General features: G+C 48.1%; 15 protein-coding genes. 8 read left to right on the top strand and 7 right to left on the bottom strand.

Features of this window, described 5'->3' with window-relative positions; translation table 11 throughout:
- Positions 1-2: 2 nt before the first annotated feature.
- The 3 genes from spoT to gmk are packed head-to-tail and all read right to left on the bottom strand — an operon-like array spanning position 3 to position 3,095.
- Complete coding sequence (gene spoT, locus N5923_RS03670; RefSeq protein ID WP_267142825.1) at positions 3-2,120, bottom strand: bifunctional GTP diphosphokinase/guanosine-3',5'-bis pyrophosphate 3'-pyrophosphohydrolase; 2,118 nt, start codon at positions 2,118-2,120, stop codon at positions 3-5.
- Between the two features lie 21 nt (positions 2,121-2,141).
- A complete protein-coding gene (gene rpoZ, locus N5923_RS03665) occupies positions 2,142-2,417 on the bottom strand; it encodes a DNA-directed RNA polymerase subunit omega (RefSeq protein WP_017801603.1) in 276 nt (91 codons plus the stop codon).
- A 54-nt stretch (positions 2,418-2,471) separates the two neighbouring features.
- Positions 2,472-3,095 carry a guanylate kinase gene (gmk, locus tag N5923_RS03660; protein ID WP_267142826.1) on the bottom strand — a complete coding sequence of 208 codons (624 nt, stop codon included), beginning with the start codon at positions 3,093-3,095 and terminating at the stop codon, positions 2,472-2,474.
- A 251-nt stretch (positions 3,096-3,346) separates the two neighbouring features.
- Here gmk and ligB point away from each other — a divergent pair, with 251 nt between their 5' ends.
- Positions 3,347-5,023: an NAD-dependent DNA ligase LigB gene (gene ligB, locus N5923_RS03655; RefSeq protein WP_323372722.1), complete on the top strand. Its 1,677-nt coding sequence runs from the start codon at positions 3,347-3,349 to the stop codon at positions 5,021-5,023.
- Positions 5,024-5,038: 15 nt separating this feature from the next.
- On the opposite strand, the gene N5923_RS03650 is transcribed toward ligB, so the two are convergent.
- Positions 5,039-5,656, bottom strand: coding sequence for a trimeric intracellular cation channel family protein (locus tag N5923_RS03650; RefSeq protein WP_267142827.1), 618 nt, complete (start codon positions 5,654-5,656; stop codon positions 5,039-5,041).
- A 498-nt stretch (positions 5,657-6,154) separates the two neighbouring features.
- Between N5923_RS03650 and N5923_RS03645 the strand changes: the two genes are divergently transcribed.
- Positions 6,155-6,859 carry a helix-turn-helix transcriptional regulator gene (locus tag N5923_RS03645; protein ID WP_267142828.1) on the top strand — a complete coding sequence of 235 codons (705 nt, stop codon included), beginning with the start codon at positions 6,155-6,157 and terminating at the stop codon, positions 6,857-6,859.
- Positions 6,860-6,922: 63 nt separating this feature from the next.
- Here N5923_RS03645 and N5923_RS03640 read toward each other — a convergent pair whose 3' ends face one another.
- The 3 genes from N5923_RS03640 to N5923_RS03630 form a co-directional block, all read right to left on the bottom strand.
- Positions 6,923-8,413, bottom strand: a complete 1,491-nt coding sequence (locus N5923_RS03640) for an MOP flippase family protein (RefSeq protein WP_267142829.1) — start codon at positions 8,411-8,413, stop codon at positions 6,923-6,925.
- Positions 8,414-8,539: 126 nt separating this feature from the next.
- Positions 8,540-8,815 carry a bacteriocin immunity protein gene (locus N5923_RS03635; protein WP_267142830.1) on the bottom strand — a complete coding sequence of 92 codons (276 nt, stop codon included), beginning with the start codon at positions 8,813-8,815 and terminating at the stop codon, positions 8,540-8,542.
- A gap of 501 nt (positions 8,816-9,316) precedes the next feature.
- Positions 9,317-9,712 (bottom strand): polyketide cyclase, encoded by a 396-nt coding sequence (locus N5923_RS03630; RefSeq protein ID WP_267142831.1) that lies wholly within the window; start codon positions 9,710-9,712, stop codon positions 9,317-9,319.
- Positions 9,713-10,924: 1,212 nt separating this feature from the next.
- Here N5923_RS03630 and N5923_RS03625 point away from each other — a divergent pair.
- The 6 genes from N5923_RS03625 (at position 10,925) to N5923_RS03600 (ending at position 16,077) form a co-directional block, all read left to right on the top strand.
- Positions 10,925-11,359 carry a hypothetical protein gene (locus N5923_RS03625; protein WP_267142832.1) on the top strand — a complete coding sequence of 145 codons (435 nt, stop codon included), beginning with the start codon at positions 10,925-10,927 and terminating at the stop codon, positions 11,357-11,359.
- Positions 11,360-11,583: 224 nt separating this feature from the next.
- On the top strand, positions 11,584-12,330 hold the full coding sequence (locus N5923_RS03620) for a GntR family transcriptional regulator (protein WP_017801593.1): 747 nt from the start codon (positions 11,584-11,586) through the stop codon (positions 12,328-12,330).
- A 45-nt stretch (positions 12,331-12,375) separates the two neighbouring features.
- Entirely contained in the window at positions 12,376-12,849 is a 474-nt protein-coding gene (locus N5923_RS03615) for a PTS sugar transporter subunit IIA (protein ID WP_267142833.1), read from the top strand.
- Entirely contained in the window at positions 12,846-13,130 is a 285-nt protein-coding gene (locus tag N5923_RS03610; protein WP_267142834.1) for a PTS sugar transporter subunit IIB, read from the top strand. The genes N5923_RS03615 and N5923_RS03610 overlap by 4 nt, the downstream gene beginning before the upstream one ends.
- A 96-nt stretch (positions 13,131-13,226) precedes the next feature.
- Complete coding sequence (locus N5923_RS03605) at positions 13,227-14,585, top strand: PTS galactitol transporter subunit IIC (RefSeq protein ID WP_267142835.1); 1,359 nt, start codon at positions 13,227-13,229, stop codon at positions 14,583-14,585.
- Positions 14,578-16,077 carry an FGGY-family carbohydrate kinase gene (locus tag N5923_RS03600; RefSeq protein ID WP_267142836.1) on the top strand — a complete coding sequence of 500 codons (1,500 nt, stop codon included), beginning with the start codon at positions 14,578-14,580 and terminating at the stop codon, positions 16,075-16,077. The genes N5923_RS03605 and N5923_RS03600 overlap by 8 nt, the downstream gene beginning before the upstream one ends.
- Positions 16,078-16,177: the final 100 nt, after the last annotated feature.

Below are 16,177 nucleotides of genomic sequence, written 5' to 3'. Positions count from 1 at the left end.
CGTTAATTACGGTTACGGTGAACTTTAATCACATCCGGCATAACGCGGATTTTGCGCATGATATTTGCCAGATGAACGCGGTCACGTGCGGTAAGGCGAATAAACGCGCTGTACACACGACCATCTTTCTCTTCAGTATTCAGGCTCTGAATATTGGAACCGGCAGTATTGATCGCGGCGGTCAGGTTGGCCAGTGCGCCCTGGTGGTTAAACATATCCACTTTAATTTCGGCGACAAACTCCTGCTCGGTTTCGGTATCCCACTCTACCGCCATAAATTTCTCCGGTTCCTTCTGGAAGCCACGGATATTACGGCAGGATTCATGGTGCACCACCAGTCCTTTGCCTGGGCTGACATGCGCGACAATCGGGTCACCCGGGATAGGTCGGCAGCATTTGGCAAAGGTAATCAATACGCCATCGGCGCCTTTAATCGGCAACTTACTGCGTGAGCCACCGCTGGCTGGTTGCACCGGTGCGGCCTGTTCGTTCTGTTGCAGGTTTTTTGCCACCACCACGCTCATCGCGTTGCCGAGGCCGATTTCCGCCAGCAGATCGTCCAGCGTCGCGAGCTTCATGCGCTCTAGTTCCTGCTGCAGGTTTTCCGGCGGGATCTCAGCCAGTTTACGGCTGCCGCCCAGCGCGTGATTAAGCAGGCGACGCCCAAGGCTGACCGAGTCATCACGCTTCAGGTTCTTCAGCAACTGACGAATTTTCGCCCGCGCTTTCGAGCTGACGACAAAGTTAAGCCATGCGGCATTCGGGCGTGCGCCCGGCGCGGTGATAATCTCCACTGTCTGGCCGCTGGTCAGCGACTGCGACAGAGGATAGGGCTGGCGATCGACACGTGCGCCAACACAGGCATGACCGATATCGGTATGCACGGCATAGGCAAAATCGACCGGCGTGGCGCCTGCGGGAAGTTCGACGATGCGACCTTCCGGGGTGAAAACGTAAATCTCATCCGGGAACAGATCGGATTTTACGCTCTCAATAAATTCAAATGAACTACCGGCGCTCTGTTGCAGCTCCAGCAGGCTCTGTAACCAGCGCTGGGCGCGGATCTGCGCGGTCGTGCTGCTTTCACCCTGCTCTTTATACGCCCAGTGTGCGGCAACACCCATTTCCGCCATCTGATCCATATCTTCAGTACGAATCTGCACTTCAACCGGCACGCCATGCGGTCCGATCATCGAAGTATGCAGCGACTGATAGCCGTTGGCCTTCGGAATGGCGATATAGTCTTTCACCCGACCAGGACGTGGCTTATACAGGCTATGCATCTGACCCAGCACGCGATAACAGGTATCGACATCGCTGACGATTACGCGAAAAGCATAGATATCCATGATCGAGTGAAAGCGCTGCTCTTTCAGATGCATTTTGCAGTAGATGGAGTAGAGGTGCTTTTCGCGACCACTGACGCGGCAGGAAATACCGGCTTCCTGCAGGCGACCGTCAATTTCCGAGAGGATCTTTTGAATCATCTCTTTACGGTTGCCGCGTGCCGCCTTCACCACTTCTTTGATTACGCGATAGCGGTTAGGGTAGAGCGCTTCAAAACCGAGCTCTTCCAGCTCAGTTTTCAGATGATGAATACCCAGTCGATGGGCCAGAGGGCTGTAGATCTCCAGCGTTTCCAGCGCAATACGGCGACGTTTATCCGGGCGTAATGAGCCCAGCGTGCGCATATTGTGGGTACGGTCGGCCAGTTTGATCAGAATGACGCGGATATCCTGCACCATCGCCATGATCATTTTGCGGAAGTTCTCGGCTTGCGCCTCTTTCTTGTCGCGGAATTTCAGCTTATCCAGCTTGGATACGCCCTCAACCAGTTCGGCAACACTTTTGCCAAACAGCTGCTCCATATCCTGATAGGTGGCGGGCGTGTCTTCAATTACGTCATGCAGAAGCGCGGCCATAAGTGTCTCATGGTCGAGCTTCATTTCAGCGAGAATGCAGGCGACAGCTACCGGATGGGTGATATAAGGCTCACCGCTGGAGCGTGTCTGTCCCTCGTGAGCATCACGTGCGACAAGATAAGCTTGCTTGAGGCGCTTAATCTGGTCCTCAGGCAAGTATTTTTCAATCAGTTGATTGAGGCTTTCAAACAGATACAAGGCGAGCCTTCCGGCAACTAATTAACGACGACCTTCAGCGATAGCGGTGACTGCCTGTAATTCAGCGGCTTCCTGCTCTTGCTGTTCCTGACGATCACGCACATCCAGAATCTGGTTAGTGATCAGGCCTTCTTCGATTTCACGAAGAGCGATAACGGTAGATTTATCGTTTTCTTCCGGAACCAGTGCATCTTTACCGCCAACCTGCATCTGACGTGCGCGACGTGCAGCGACCAGAACCAGGTCAAAGCGGTTGCCAATTTTCTCTACTGCGTCCTGTACGGTTACGCGTGCCATAAGTGTGATACTCCACGGGTGACGAAATGACTCGGCATCATACTGAAAGTGTCTTCAGTCTGCCAATAGTTTGCTGATTAAAGCATCATGTCGGGCTTTTTGACGGCCCATGCGCAGGCGCTCTGCGCGAATAATGTGTTTCAGATCGGACACCGCCAGATCAAAATCATCATTCACAATTAAATAGTCGTACTCGGCGTAGTGGCTCATTTCTGCGACGGCTTGCGCCATACGCTTCGCGATCACCTCTTCGCTGTCCTGCCCACGACCGCGTAAACGGCGATCGAGTTCATCTTTCGACGGCGGCAGCACAAAAATGCTGCGAGCCTGCGGCATTTTCTGGCGAATCTGCTGGGCGCCTTGCCAGTCGATATCGAGGAAAACATCCACACCGGTAGAGAGCACTTGCTCAATAGCCTTGCGAGATGTGCCGTAGTAATTGCCAAAAACTTCAGCATGCTCAAGGAAGGCATCTTCCTGAATCATCGTTTCAAACTCAGGTTTGGAAACGAAATAGTAGTGCTCACCGTGATTCTCACCGGGACGGACGTTACGCGTAGTATGCGAAATGGACACCTGCGTATCGTACAGCGGCTGAGTCTTCAACAGTGCCTGAATCAGACTGGATTTACCCGCGCCACTTGGGGCGGAAATAATAAAAAGCGTGCCTTGAGCCATGATTATTCTTGAAGTGTCTTAAAGTGCGGAGTCTGTTTCCTGCACAGTATACACAGCTTCCGCCCGCCATGCAGCGTTTGCGCCTTTCCGCTGCGCTTTTTCTTTATTTACCCGACAGATTACGCAGATTTTTTCACCATTTTCATCATTGCAGTAAAACTTCTGATACTGATTTCCATATTTTCAGCCTGCCGCTGGTGTTTGCCGTCGGACCTGCGTTAACTGGCCGCAGGTTAACAAGGAGAGCGAAAATGGCAGGGATGCGCTGGCTGGTGATATTGACATGGTTGTTTTGTGGCGGCGGGCAGGCGATCTGTCCGGTATGGGCGCCGGCAACCGCCCGTGAAGAGATTGCGCAATTACAATTGCAGCTGAATCAATGGGACCAGGCTTATTACCAGCAGGGTGAAAGCCCGGTTGATGATGCGCTGTATGACAGTCTGCATCAGCGGTTACAGCAGTGGCAACGCTGTTTCCTCCCCGCTTCCGCGCTGCGGGAGCCGCAAACAGGCGGGGGTGATCACTTGCATCCGATTGCCCATACCGGGGTAAAAAAGCTGGCCGACAGGCAGGCGGTGGCAAACTGGATGCAGGGAAAAGCACCACTTTGGCTGCAACCTAAAGTCGATGGCGTGGCGGTGACGCTGGTCTACCAGCATGGGCAGCTGACCGATGCTATCAGCCGTGGGAGTGGTTTACAGGGCGAGTCCTGGCTGGAAAAAGTGCGTCATATTAAGGCGGTACCGCAGCAGATTGCCACTGAGCGTGAGCGGGTTGTGTTACAGGGCGAGCTCTATTTGCCGATGACCGGTCATCAGCAGGCGACAATGGGCGGTGCAAATGCCCGTGCGCAAGTTGCCGGGGCATTGATGCGCCAGCGGCCATCGTCATTACTGGAAACCCTGGGGATTTTTATCTGGGCATGGCCTGACGGTCCGGCTTCGATGGCGCAGCGTCTGAGTCAATTAACGGCTTTTGGTTTTGGCACGGAATCACACTGGACGCAGCCCGTTAACACGGTGGAAGAGGTAGCGCACTGGCGTGAAAGCTGGTTCCGCCAGCCGCTGCCTTTTGTTACCGACGGCGTGGTGGTGCAGCGTGAACAGCGCTCGGCAGGTAAACACTGGCTACCGGGGCAGAGTAATGAGGTCGCGGCATGGAAATACACGCCGCCGGTGATTACTACTGAAGTGCTGTCGGTCGATTTCCCGATTGGTCGCACCGGTAAAATTGCGGTGGTGCTGAATCTGTTACCGGTGCAGCTGGATGATAAAATTGTGCGCCGGGTAAGTCTGGGTTCTCTGCGGCGCTGGCAGGAAGCGGATATTGTACCGGGCGATCAAATAGCCATTAGTCTGGCCGGACAAGGGATACCTCGTTTTGAGCAGGTTGTCTGGCGGGTAAAGCAGCGCCAGATGCCGCTGGCACCTGCGGCAGATGATTACCACATTCTCAGTTGTCTGCATCCCGTGACGGAATGCCGTGAGCAGTTTCTGGCGCGGCTAAGCTGGCTGAGTCAGAAAGAGGTACTGGATATCTCTGGCATCCAGCGCCGTAGCTGGCAGCGTCTGATACAGATGGATGCTTTCAGCCATCTGTTTGCCTGGCTAAGTTTTAGTCCGCAGCAGTTAGAGACGGTGCCGGGCATTACTGAAGCAAGAGCGCAGCAGCTCTGGCATCACTTTCAGTTGACCCGACAGCAACCTTTTAAGCGCTGGGTAAAGGCTTTGGGGGTGCCAGTGCCGACGGCGGCGCTCAATGCGTTAACCGATGACAGCTGGCAACAGTTAATGGCGCGGAATGAAAAAAGCTGGCAAACGCTGCCTGGTATTGGCGAAGCGCTGGCGCTGCGTATTACGCATTTTCTGCGCGATGAAGATGTCAGGCGGCTGATTGCCTTTTTACAGCATGAACTGGATATGTCCTGAGTCGCGTAACGGCGATTAGTGCTCAGGATGCGGATAATTGAAAATTGGCAGACCCAGTTTAAAGCGTAATGCCAGTAATCTGGCTGTAAAGCCAACCAGCAGTGTAATGGTGATGATCAGTTCATGGGACAACGGGGTTTTCAACAGCAGGATATAAATCCAGCTGGAAGCGAAGGCGATACCAGCATAAAGCTCTTTCTGAAATACCAGTGGAATACGGTTGCAGAACATATCGCGCAACACGCCACCAAACACACCGGTAATCACTGCACTGATGGCGGCGATAATTGACGCATGGCCCATATCAAGCGCGACCTTAGTGCCGATAATCGAGAAAACCACCAGCCCCAGCGCATCAAGTACCAGGAAGACTTTACGTAAGTGGGTCATAAGTGGCGCCACCAGGGTTGTCACCACTGCAGCGGCAGCGACAATCATGATGTATTCGGGATGCTTAACCCAGCCAAGTGGGTAGTGGCCCAGGAGCATATCGCGCACCGAACCACCGCCGATCGCGGTAACCGAAGCGATAATAATGACACCAAACATATCCATCTTACGACGACCTGCCGCAAGCGCACCTGTCATCGCTTCTGCGGTAATACCAATGATATAGAGAACAGTAAGTAACATGGCCAACTCCTGAAAAATCGCCGGCAAGACTAAACGTTTTATGCAGTTCAGACGACTGAGATTTTCTAAGGGTAATCAATTCAGATTATATAAATTAATGATATCAGGACAGGTATATCATATTTAACAAGACGTTATATATTAAATATCCTGGGTTATCAGTTATTTTTTTAGCAGGGTGATTAATCCCTTCTATTTACTCTCACCTTATGGCGGGAAGAAGGGGGATGCAGGTTAGGGCAGAGTATTACGTAATCGAGTTACTCGCTACCTGTGACGACAAAATTTTATAAAAAATCACCTGATCATTTAGATATGGTTGAAAAGTGTCGCGTTAATTATATAGCACACAATCGCAATATTTATCATCTGAAGATGATGGAACAGTTAATTGTCTAATTATTAATATATTTTCAATAATAAGATTCATTATGAGCTGACAGTAAAGTTGCTCTTTTTTTAGTTTAATCAGGATGATACACGGATGTTAACAGTGCAATGCAAAACCAAAAATATGACATCATCTTCTTTTCCTCTGATGTGCTGGCGGCGACAGGCCTTTGCCAGCTTTTGCAGCAATTGCCGATAAGCTTAAAAGTGCTTGAGGTGAATGCGATGCATGATATTGCTTTTCATTGTAAAAAACATCGTCCCAAATTGGTGGTCTGCATCTTTCATGAAAATATGGCGTTAACCGGTACTCTTCACAGCATTTACACCCACCAGCAACACTATCCGGATATTCGCCAGCTGGTTATTACCAGTAAATTGAACTCAGTAATGAGCGCGTTAAAAGAGTATTTACCTGGCACTAATGTGACCTCTCTGAAGACGCCACTGGCAGAACTGTCGTGGATTATTACTGCGGAATTGATGGGGGTTCGCAGTCAGCTGCCCAAAGACAGCGGTGCTGATGTGATGTTGCCTGAAAGACAGTTAAAAGTATTATTAATGCTTTCATGGTCATACAGTGCTGAGCAAGTCGCTCATCGCCTGGGGATAACGGCCAAGACAGTGTATGCGCACAAACTGAATGCACTGGCGCGTCTGCAAATTCACACCAGGCAGGATATCGTTGATCTCTACACCGTAATTGATGAGTTAAGAATGATCGTTACGATGTTACGCCTGAGACGTAAAGATAAAGATGCGTCAGAGAAGCCCGGTAAACAGGGTATACCTGCACTTATCTGGAAAAAATAAAATAGCGTGTCGATTACCCGACACGCTAACAGTGTGAACCGAGTTCATTCACTGGCTGTTCGCTCAAACCGCCTGATTACCCTTATTAAGATCGTGGTTTACTTTAAGTTTGCGGAACAGCATCGCCCGGGTTTCGATTATCACAGGCTCTTTACTGAGCAGCACCATTACAATATAGACAGCTGCTCCACTGAACACTTGTATTGCCAGTAGCGCATTGACTGAGAGCATCTGATCAAAGGCAAATCCTGCCAGATAGCTAATTGCATAGGTTGGTAAAGAGAGTTTGAATGGCATCCACAAACTGTATAAATACGCTTTACCGCTTTTCCCCAGTATTGGCCGGATAAGAAAGAAGTAATTAAGCACGAAGTAGAGAATCTGTAAGGCCAGGAAAGCCAATGCCGCTCCGGTAACGCCGCCAGTCACTACCCCCAGCCAGATAGCGGGAACGGTGATAACCAGACGCAGCGCATTTAATTTCGAGCTCACATTCACCAACGCTGTCGCCATTACCAGAGCGCCAATCGGATTGCTTATTGCCCGCAATAAACCCACCGCACATAAAATCTGCATAACGGGAGCAATAAACAGCCACTTTTCGCCAAACATAAGTAGCACGAAATTGTCAGCAACTGACATTAAACCCAGCAATGCAGCAAAATTAAGCAGTCCAACTATCGACAGCATTTTGTAGAAGTTGTGGCGCAGTCGTGGCTGATCATCCTGAATCCTCGCAAACGCCGGAAACAGTACCCGGGTGATAATCGGATTAATTTTCGCTGGTGGCATCACGGCAATATTAAAGGCCAGGTTATAGCCACCGGTCATCACGGCGCCCAGCACACGAGATAAAATCATGGTGGGGATGTTCATACTAAGCTGGTTGAACAGATTGTCTGTGGTTAAAAAAATACCGTAACGCAGATTGGATTTCACACCATCAAGCTGGAACACCGCTTTTGGCTGATAAATCTCGCGGCCGAACCAGCAAAACATCAGCATACGGACGGAAACGGCAGCGAGAAAACCCCAGATAGCGCAGAGCGCAACTGGCTTAAACCAGGCGCAGGCCAGGGTGACAACAAAACCGACCAGCGCACCGGTCATTTCTGTAACACTGATTTGGGTAAACTCGAGCTCTTTTTGCAATAAAGCACGGAATTGCTGCCCTTGCGGCATGATAATAAAGGCGACTGATAGCGTTTCAATAATTATTTCCAGCTCAGGCTGATGCAGGATCTGGCTAAAAAAATGGCTGCCAAAGAATAAAATAGCAAAAACGCCAACCCCAATAACTACATTGATCCAGTAAAGTGTGGAAAGCTCTGTCTCAGAAATATTCTTGCGCTGAATGATTGAGTTTGATAATCCAAAATCAGAAAATGTATCAACCAGAATTAATATAACCATTGCAATCGTCAGTAAACCAAACTCTTTTGGTTCAAGTAATCTTGCCAGTAATGTCAGTTGCAAAAGTCCAATACCGATAGTTGTGATCGACGACAGTGCCGACCATTTTGCACCATTAAATGTTCTTTCTTTTAAATTCATATATCGCTCCTAATGGCTGGCGCCATAGTGCAGGAGTGTGATTGCCACTCTTTTGCTATGTGGTAAAATTTATAATTATATAATGGCCAGGATAATTCCCTGGTGCTGAGAATTAAAATGTAGCCATCAGGATGCAATAGAAATGCTATCTATTCTGAAGCCCGGTAGTCCATGATTTACCCGCCAAAGCTTGATGACATCCACCATGCTTTTCGGTCCGTTGATATTAAATTCTTCCGGATAGCATATAAGATCGGTACCAGCAGGATGCCCGGAAACTAATACGAACTGCATAGCTGCATTGAGCAGTTCATCAGTTGTCGGGAATTGTGCAAGGAGAATTTTTTCAGCCAGCTCAATAAATTCTTCCTCAGAAAACTGCTGCAAAGATGTTTTTTCCATTTTGATGTTTCCTGGAATTTATATTTTTAGGTAATTGCTGTGTGCAAATGAGTTATACATCCTTTTAAATAAATAAACACCATAAGAAAACTCTGATATTTTTATTGTCAGGGCCGATCAATGAAAGGTTTTAATGGGTGTTTATTTACGATTAATTGTGCCGCACAGGATTGCTTACCAGAAGATTTAATCTTAAAAGCTGCTCATTACACTGCGGTTGGTTTAAGTTATTGTTTTGAAATAATAATGTTATTTTCTTTGTGGGTTGCATTAAGACGAATGCCATTTTTTATGCTTAAGAGATACTGTATAAATCGCGTGATTTTCATTTAGCTAAATGGATTATTGATAATCATGAAAGAGAGGGGGTTATGGTATTAAATCTTCAGGCGGTGAATATAACTCAAATTAAAAATGGCCCTGGCGGAGTGGCAGGGCCTGGAAGGGGCCGTATGGCGCGGAAAATAGCCGAAAAAAAACGTGCTGATAGTGATGAAGTTTTCAGGATGTCATCAATGCATGCAGTGTCTGTAAATCGCGCGTCACCCATTCAATGTCATGGGCAAACTTCTCATCTGACATCAGTGGCTGGCGAAACAGGGTGATTAGCACCTCTGCTCCTTCCTGATTGGCAATCACCCGCATTGGCACATAGACCTCTTTACCAAAACCGGTGTCGACATAGTGATCCATGACACCCAGCGCATTATGCTCAGTGAAGCGGATTTTTATTGCGCCGTCCGGCCCTTTCGCTTTCCAGTAATTCCCTTCGGCCATCAGCGGAGCATGGCTGAGTCCTGATGCCCATTTAGTAAAGAACTCGGGTTTCCAGATTGTTTCATAGAGATCCAGCCAGTTACGGGGGATGGTCTGGCTGATAGTTCGTGATGGCAGCATGTTACCTCCTGAAAAACACTGATAAGCGATTTAAGCATTGAAGTGCAGATAAGGAAACGGCAATGGCTGATTTAGCCGTTTGCTGCCACAGAACAAAAAAATAAAAAATTCACTAAAGTTCTGCGTCAGGGGGCCGATAACCCGATACAGAAGCCATCATTCATGCTGGTTTTGTCGCCTGCAGGTTTCAGCCGAAAAGGTGAGTGAATCTGCTGATAAGCACTGTTTAGCGTCGTTACGCACTGAAGTTCAGACAAAGCCCCATTGCAATGCATGACTCACTTGAACGATGATTTATTGGTACACACCCTCTTTACATTAATCTGTCTATATTAGTCTTGTTATCTGAAAATCTTATATTTTACCCAAATAATATTTGGCAGTTATCATCACTCACCGTTAGTTTGTGCTTTTTTTATTAAATAGACTGGTACTTTATACAGAAGGCAGATAGCGTTTTTTTTACTTGTTATCCTGTTATTGATTAATTTTGTGTATATATAGAAATAATAATTACGCTAAAGATATATATAAAAAATCTAATCATTTCATGCACAAAAAGAAAAGGGTGAATTATTTATTATATGATTAATATGGTTTTTATTTTTTCTCTTTTCACTGTGTTATGCATTATTGTAAAGTTTTATTGATATAACGAATAAGGTTATTCCTATTTACAATGTTTTTTACATTAATTGCTTTCGCTGGGGCTTGATAACTATTAGCGTATTAAATATATTTTTCTTTCAGAAATCGCTCCAGGGTAAATCAAAATGCAACCATCAATGTTGTTTTCATTAGTCATTGTCATGTTTTTTCTCGTTCTTTACTGTCTGTTTAAACACTTAAGAACCACCGCAGAAAGAAAGGTTGTTTTTAAAAGAAGAAACAAAGAGATGCGGAGTTAACAGTCGATGATTTTCACCATTTGTGATTTGAATTTTTATATTAAAAAAAATATAAAGGTGATGTAGCTCTGTATGCACGGATTCAGGGAGTCAGTGTCTTGCATATAAAAAAGTTAATAGAAAATGGCGCAGTTGTTATTAATGGTAAAATCTATATCCCTGTCAGGCATGTTAATAATTAGGGAAAATAAGATTAATTTTTTGGGGCATGGGAATGTATCGCATTTACTCGAATGACAATTTGCTAAAGTTATCTATCACTTCTCTTTTTGCATCATTAACTTATAATAAAAAGAAGCTCAGTGTGAAAGACAGCATTTACTTCACCGATCAGTATTATGATTCGCTGGAAAATGTTGTCAGTCAGTCTCTGGCAGATAAAGATGGCATCATTGTGATTTTCACCCACCAATCTCATAAACCCATCAATATTGGTAGCAGAATTATTCTGATAAGCCTGAATACGGCATTAAGTGCTATCTGCCAGTTTTTATCTGCACTGGTTAAAAGAACACTGCTCTCTTTACATGAAGTCACGCTCTCTAAAACGGAGATGCTGTTCCTGTTCTTATATTACAAGAACTGGAGCGTCGCAATGATGTCGGGCTTTCTTGAGATTCACCAGAAAACGGTCACCAACACCAAGCATTTTTTAAAGAAGAAGTACGGTATCAAAGACGACATTATGTTCGTCACGTTATCGAAAAGTTACTCTTTTTATCTGAACAGCCTCGGTTAACAAAAGTCTCCCTCTGCCCTGCCATCGCTGACGAGGCCCGCTTAACGCAGGTTTTGTCGTTACAGGCGGGATAATTTAATGTGACAAAAATCACTTTTTTCTGATCCCGATCCGGTACCTCAAAGTGTGACCCTTCTCAATCACCTGCTTCCCGCTTTTGCATACTATATCTGCAAGTTGTACATGATTGTCTATAGACAACCCAGGATGTTCAGGTGCGCGCCATGAAATCATTAAGTAAGAATTCCCATATCCCTCTCTACCAGCAGGTAGCTGAGTGGATAAGAGAGAGTATCTACACCGGGGAACTGGTAGAGGATGACCGCATTCCCTCTGAATTCCAGATTATGGATATGCTGGAAGTCAGCCGTGGAACGGTGAAGAAAGCGGTGGCTCAGCTGGTTAAAGAGGGCGTGCTGGTCCAGGTACAGGGGAAGGGCACTTTTGTCAAAAAGGAGAATATTGCCTATCCACTGGGCGAAGGACTGCTGTCGTTTGCAGAATCACTTGAGAGCCAGAAGATTCACTTCAATACCAGCGTGGTGACGGCGCGGATTGAAGCAGCCAATCGTTTTGTTGCTGAAAAGCTGCAGATTGAGCCGGGGCAGGACATTCTTTATCTTGAACGTCTGCGCTCAATTGGCGGTGAAAAAGTGATGCTGATTGAAAATCGCATCAATATAGAACTTTGCCCGGGGATTGCTGAGGTGGACTTTAATAAGGAAAATCTGTTTCCCACCATTGAGCGTCTGTCTCAGCAAAAAATACGTTATTCCGAAAGCCGCTACGCTGCCCGTTTGATCGGTAACGAGCGCGGTCATTTTCTGGATATCAGTGAAGACGCCCCGGTGTTGCATCTGGAGCAGCTGGTATTTTTCTCCCGTGAATTGCCAGTGGAATTTGGCAATGTCTGGCTGAAAGGGAATAAATATTATCTGGGCACCATCCTGCAGCGCAGGGAGATCAGCTGATGTTTTTATTTCCATCTGACTCATCCATTTTTAGTGAGGCGATTTATGCAGGGGATTGAGTTTAAACCCGATTATGTCCAGCATTTACCCGCAGGGCTAACTGTTGAGGCACTGGTTCGCCAGCTGGCGCGGCCGCTTATTGCTGACGGGCAGGTTGTCGAGGATTTTGCTGACTATGTGCTTGCCCGGGAAGAGACATTTCCTACCGGCTTGCCAACCGAGCCTGTTGGCGTGGCTATCCCGCATACCGATCATCGTCATGTGCATCACAACGCATTCGGACTGGGCATCCTGCCTGCGCCGGTGAGTTTCGCCGATATGGCTGGTGAGCCAGATCCGGTGCCGGTACGTGTGGTTTTCCTGCTGGCGCTGAGTGAAAGCAACAAACAACTTAATGCGCTGGGCTGGATAATGGAACTGATTCAGGATAGCGATTTTATGCAGGAATTGCTCACCATGAGTGATAAAGCTATTTATCACGCTATATCAGACAAAATGACCGAAAGAGGTGAAGTATGAGCCAGACTATTTTATTTGTATGTGCCACCGGGGTTGCCACTTCTACAGCTGTGGCCGAAAAAGTAATGGAATATTGCAAGGAGCATGGTCTTAACGTTAATTATTCTCAAACGAATGTCGCCTCTCTGCCGGGAAATACTGATGGCGCGACTTTAGTGGTCTCCACCACGAAGGTTCCGTATGAACTGGATATTCCGGTGGTAAATGCTCTGCCAATTATTACCGGTGTTGGTGAGGATAAAGTACTGGAAAAAATAGTCTCGATCCTGAAGGGACAATAATAACTCGTTTAAACTGTTTTAGATAATTTAACCTTTCCGATTAATTTATTCAGGCGCTAACGCGAGGTCTCGTTACGCCCGCAACAGGGGTTTGCCATGAATGAGATAGCTCATACCCTCTATTCAGTGGTGCAATATATTTTGGGTTTTGGCCCAACGGTACTATTGCCACTGGTACTGTTTATCCTTGCTCTGTTCTTTAAAGTAAAACCGGCAAAAGCACTACGATCGTCCCTGACGGTGGGTATCGGCTTTGTCGGTATCTATGCCATTTTCGACATTCTTACCAGCAACGTCGGCCCAGCCGCGCAGGCGATGGTTGAACGTACCGGAATCAATCTGCCGGTGGTGGATCTTGGCTGGCCACCGCTTTCCGCCATCACCTGGGGTTCGCCGATTGCGCCTTTTGTAATCCCGCTGACCATCCTGATTAATGTGGCGTTACTGGCATTAAACAAGACGCGTACGGTTGACGTGGATATGTGGAACTACTGGCACTTTGCCCTTGCCGGTACGCTGGTTTACTACAGCACAGGCAGCTTCCTGTTCGGATTGCTGGCAGCCGGTATTGCGGCGGTGGTGGTGCTGAAACTGGCAGACTGGTCAGCGCCGATGGTGCAGAAATATTTTGGTCTGGAGGGTATTTCACTGCCCACTCTCTCGGCGGTGGTGTTTTTCCCGGTCGGATTACTGGTAGACAAAATCATCGATAAAATCCCCGGCATTAATCGTATTCATATTGATCCGGAAAACGTGCAGAAAAAACTCGGCATTTTTGGGGAGCCAATGATGGTTGGCACTATTCTTGGCGTATTGCTGGGGATTATCGCTGGCTATGACTTCAAACATATTCTGCTACTGGGGATCAGTATTGGCGGTGTGATGTTTATTTTACCACGCATGGTACGCATCCTGATGGAAGGGTTATTGCCGCTATCCGAAGCCATTAAGAAGTACCTTAACACCAAATATCCTGGGCGCGACGATCTCTATATCGGTCTGGATATTGCGGTGGCAGTGGGTAACCCGGCCATTATCTCTACCGCGCTGATACTGACACCAATTTCCGTATTTATCGCCTTTATTCTGCCAGGCAATCAGGTGCTGCCGCTGGGTGACCTGGCGAACCTGGCCGTGATGGCGTCGATGATTGCGCTGGCCAGCCGTGGCAATATCTTCCGTACCGTGCTGGCCGCCATTCCGGTGATCGTTGCTGACCTGTGGATTGCGACCAAAATTGCGCCGTTTGTTACCGGTATGGCGAAAGACGTCAACTTTAAATTTGCTGAAGGCTCCAGTGGACAGGTTTCCAGCTTCCTTGATGGCGGCAATCCGTTCCGCTACTGGCTGCTTGAGATCTTTAACGGCAACGTCATTGCCATTGGCTTAGTACCGGTGATAGGTCTGGTGCTGTATGGCGTTTTCCGTCTGACCCGGAGTACTGTTTATGCCTGATTTCAGCGCGGCTATCGTCATTGATATCGGCACCACCAATTGTAAAGTCACCTGTTTTTCCTGCCAGGATGCCACACAGCTGGGGAGCAGAAAATTCGTTACTCCTAAACTGATATCGGCACAAGGGACGGTCGATTTTGACATCGACCTGCTCTGGCAGGAGGTTGTGGCGGCGATGTCCAGCCTGGCAGCGGAATCTACGCTGCCGGTAGCACACGTCAGTATTGCCAGCTTTGGTGAGTCTGGGGTGTTTATTGACGAAAAAGGAGAAATCCTGACGCCGATGCTGGCCTGGTACGATCGTCGTGGCGAAGAGTATCTCGCCACGTTAAGTGAAGCGGAAAATGAAAGGTTGTATGCGATCACCGGCTTACCGCCGCACAGTAACTACTCGGCGTTTAAAATTCGCTGGTTGCTGGATCACTGCCATTTGCATGGACGCGACGATATCTGCTGGCTGCACGCTCCTGAAGTGCTGTTGTGGCGCCTGACCGGACAGAGACGTACCGATACCACGCTGGCCAGCCGTACGCTGTGCCTTGATGTCACGCAGGGCAGCTGGTCGCGTGAAGCTGCCAGCATCCTGCAACTGCCATTTACTGCTTTTGCTCCGCTGCTGACGCCGGGTGAGATTGCCGGCTGGGTTACCGCAGAGTTAAGCGACAGCCTGGGTTTCTCCGTGCCTGTCAGCGTAACCCTGGCTGGCCATGACCATATGGTAGGCGCACGCGCGCTGCAAATGATGCCGGGAGAAGTACTGAACTCAACGGGAACCACGGAGGGCATTTTGCTGCTGAATGCCCAGCCAACGCTGAATGCGCAGGCGCGACGCGACAAGCTGGCGAATGGGCGTTACTCGTTACCACAACTCTATACTCTGTTCGCCTCGCTGCCGGTGGGTGGGTTCGCGCTGGAGTGGGTAAGTAACACTTTTCGCTATAGCCCGGAAGAGATTGCAACGGCGCTGACGCTTGGCTATCAACATTATCTGGATGATATCTGGCCGCTGGATGAGGTTCCGCTGTTTATTCCCCATCTGCGTGGTTCCGGTTCGCCACACAAAAACCGCCACACTCGCGGGCTGCTGTATGGTCTGGGCGACGGCCTGCCGATTGATATGCTGATCGCCAGCATTTCTCTGGGGCTGGCAATGGAGTTTGCTAACTGCTTTGCCTGTTTTTCGGTCCCGCAGGGACAAACGCTGAAGGTGATTGGTCCGGCAACCAGCAATCCGCTCTGGTTGCAGCTGAAGGCGGATATTTTGCAGTGTCCGGTTGAGGCCATTGCTTTTGATGAAGCCGTTTCCGTGGGGGCACTGATCACCGCCTGTCCGACTTTAACCCCGCCAGAAGTCACGGTCGCCGCGCGTTATATGCCCGATGCACGACGATATCAGCGATTGTTGAGTTATCAGAGGCGCTGGCGTGAATTTTACCATTTCAAACTTCAGCAAGAAGGCGTAATCAATAAAGCGTTTTTTAATGCGGATTAATTAACCTGAATTTATTTCTATCTGAAAAATTGGCCGACTGCTCCCGTTAACCGAGGGTCCAGCGCGGAAAACAATCATCATTTATCTTTTTGTTATAATG

This window comes from Winslowiella arboricola (assembly GCF_025527015.1).
Lineage (GTDB): Bacteria > Pseudomonadota > Gammaproteobacteria > Enterobacterales > Enterobacteriaceae > Erwinia > Erwinia arboricola.
Note: the sequence above shows the minus strand (reverse complement) of the source record. Positions and strands in the feature narration are given on the sequence as shown.

What these genes read in the sequence shown, in the direction of transcription:
- rpoZ (WP_017801603.1), bottom strand. Translation starts at nt 2,417, where the DNA reads ATGGCACGCGTAACCGTACAGGACGCAGTAGAGAAAATTGGCAACCGC.
- gmk (WP_267142826.1), bottom strand. Translation starts at nt 3,095, where the DNA reads ATGGCTCAAGGCACGCTTTTTATTATTTCCGCCCCAAGTGGCGCGGGT.
- ligB (WP_323372722.1), top strand. Translation starts at nt 3,347, where the DNA reads ATGGCAGGGATGCGCTGGCTGGTGATATTGACATGGTTGTTTTGTGGC.
- N5923_RS03650 (WP_267142827.1), bottom strand. Translation starts at nt 5,656, where the DNA reads ATGTTACTTACTGTTCTCTATATCATTGGTATTACCGCAGAAGCGATG.
- N5923_RS03645 (WP_267142828.1), top strand. Translation starts at nt 6,155, where the DNA reads ATGCAAAACCAAAAATATGACATCATCTTCTTTTCCTCTGATGTGCTG.
- N5923_RS03640 (WP_267142829.1), bottom strand. Translation starts at nt 8,413, where the DNA reads ATGAATTTAAAAGAAAGAACATTTAATGGTGCAAAATGGTCGGCACTG.
- N5923_RS03635 (WP_267142830.1), bottom strand. Translation starts at nt 8,815, where the DNA reads ATGGAAAAAACATCTTTGCAGCAGTTTTCTGAGGAAGAATTTATTGAG.
- N5923_RS03630 (WP_267142831.1), bottom strand. Translation starts at nt 9,712, where the DNA reads ATGCTGCCATCACGAACTATCAGCCAGACCATCCCCCGTAACTGGCTG.
- N5923_RS03620 (WP_017801593.1), top strand. Translation starts at nt 11,584, where the DNA reads ATGAAATCATTAAGTAAGAATTCCCATATCCCTCTCTACCAGCAGGTA.
- N5923_RS03615 (WP_267142833.1), top strand. Translation starts at nt 12,376, where the DNA reads ATGCAGGGGATTGAGTTTAAACCCGATTATGTCCAGCATTTACCCGCA.
- N5923_RS03610 (WP_267142834.1), top strand. Translation starts at nt 12,846, where the DNA reads ATGAGCCAGACTATTTTATTTGTATGTGCCACCGGGGTTGCCACTTCT.
- N5923_RS03605 (WP_267142835.1), top strand. Translation starts at nt 13,227, where the DNA reads ATGAATGAGATAGCTCATACCCTCTATTCAGTGGTGCAATATATTTTG.
- N5923_RS03600 (WP_267142836.1), top strand. Translation starts at nt 14,578, where the DNA reads ATGCCTGATTTCAGCGCGGCTATCGTCATTGATATCGGCACCACCAAT.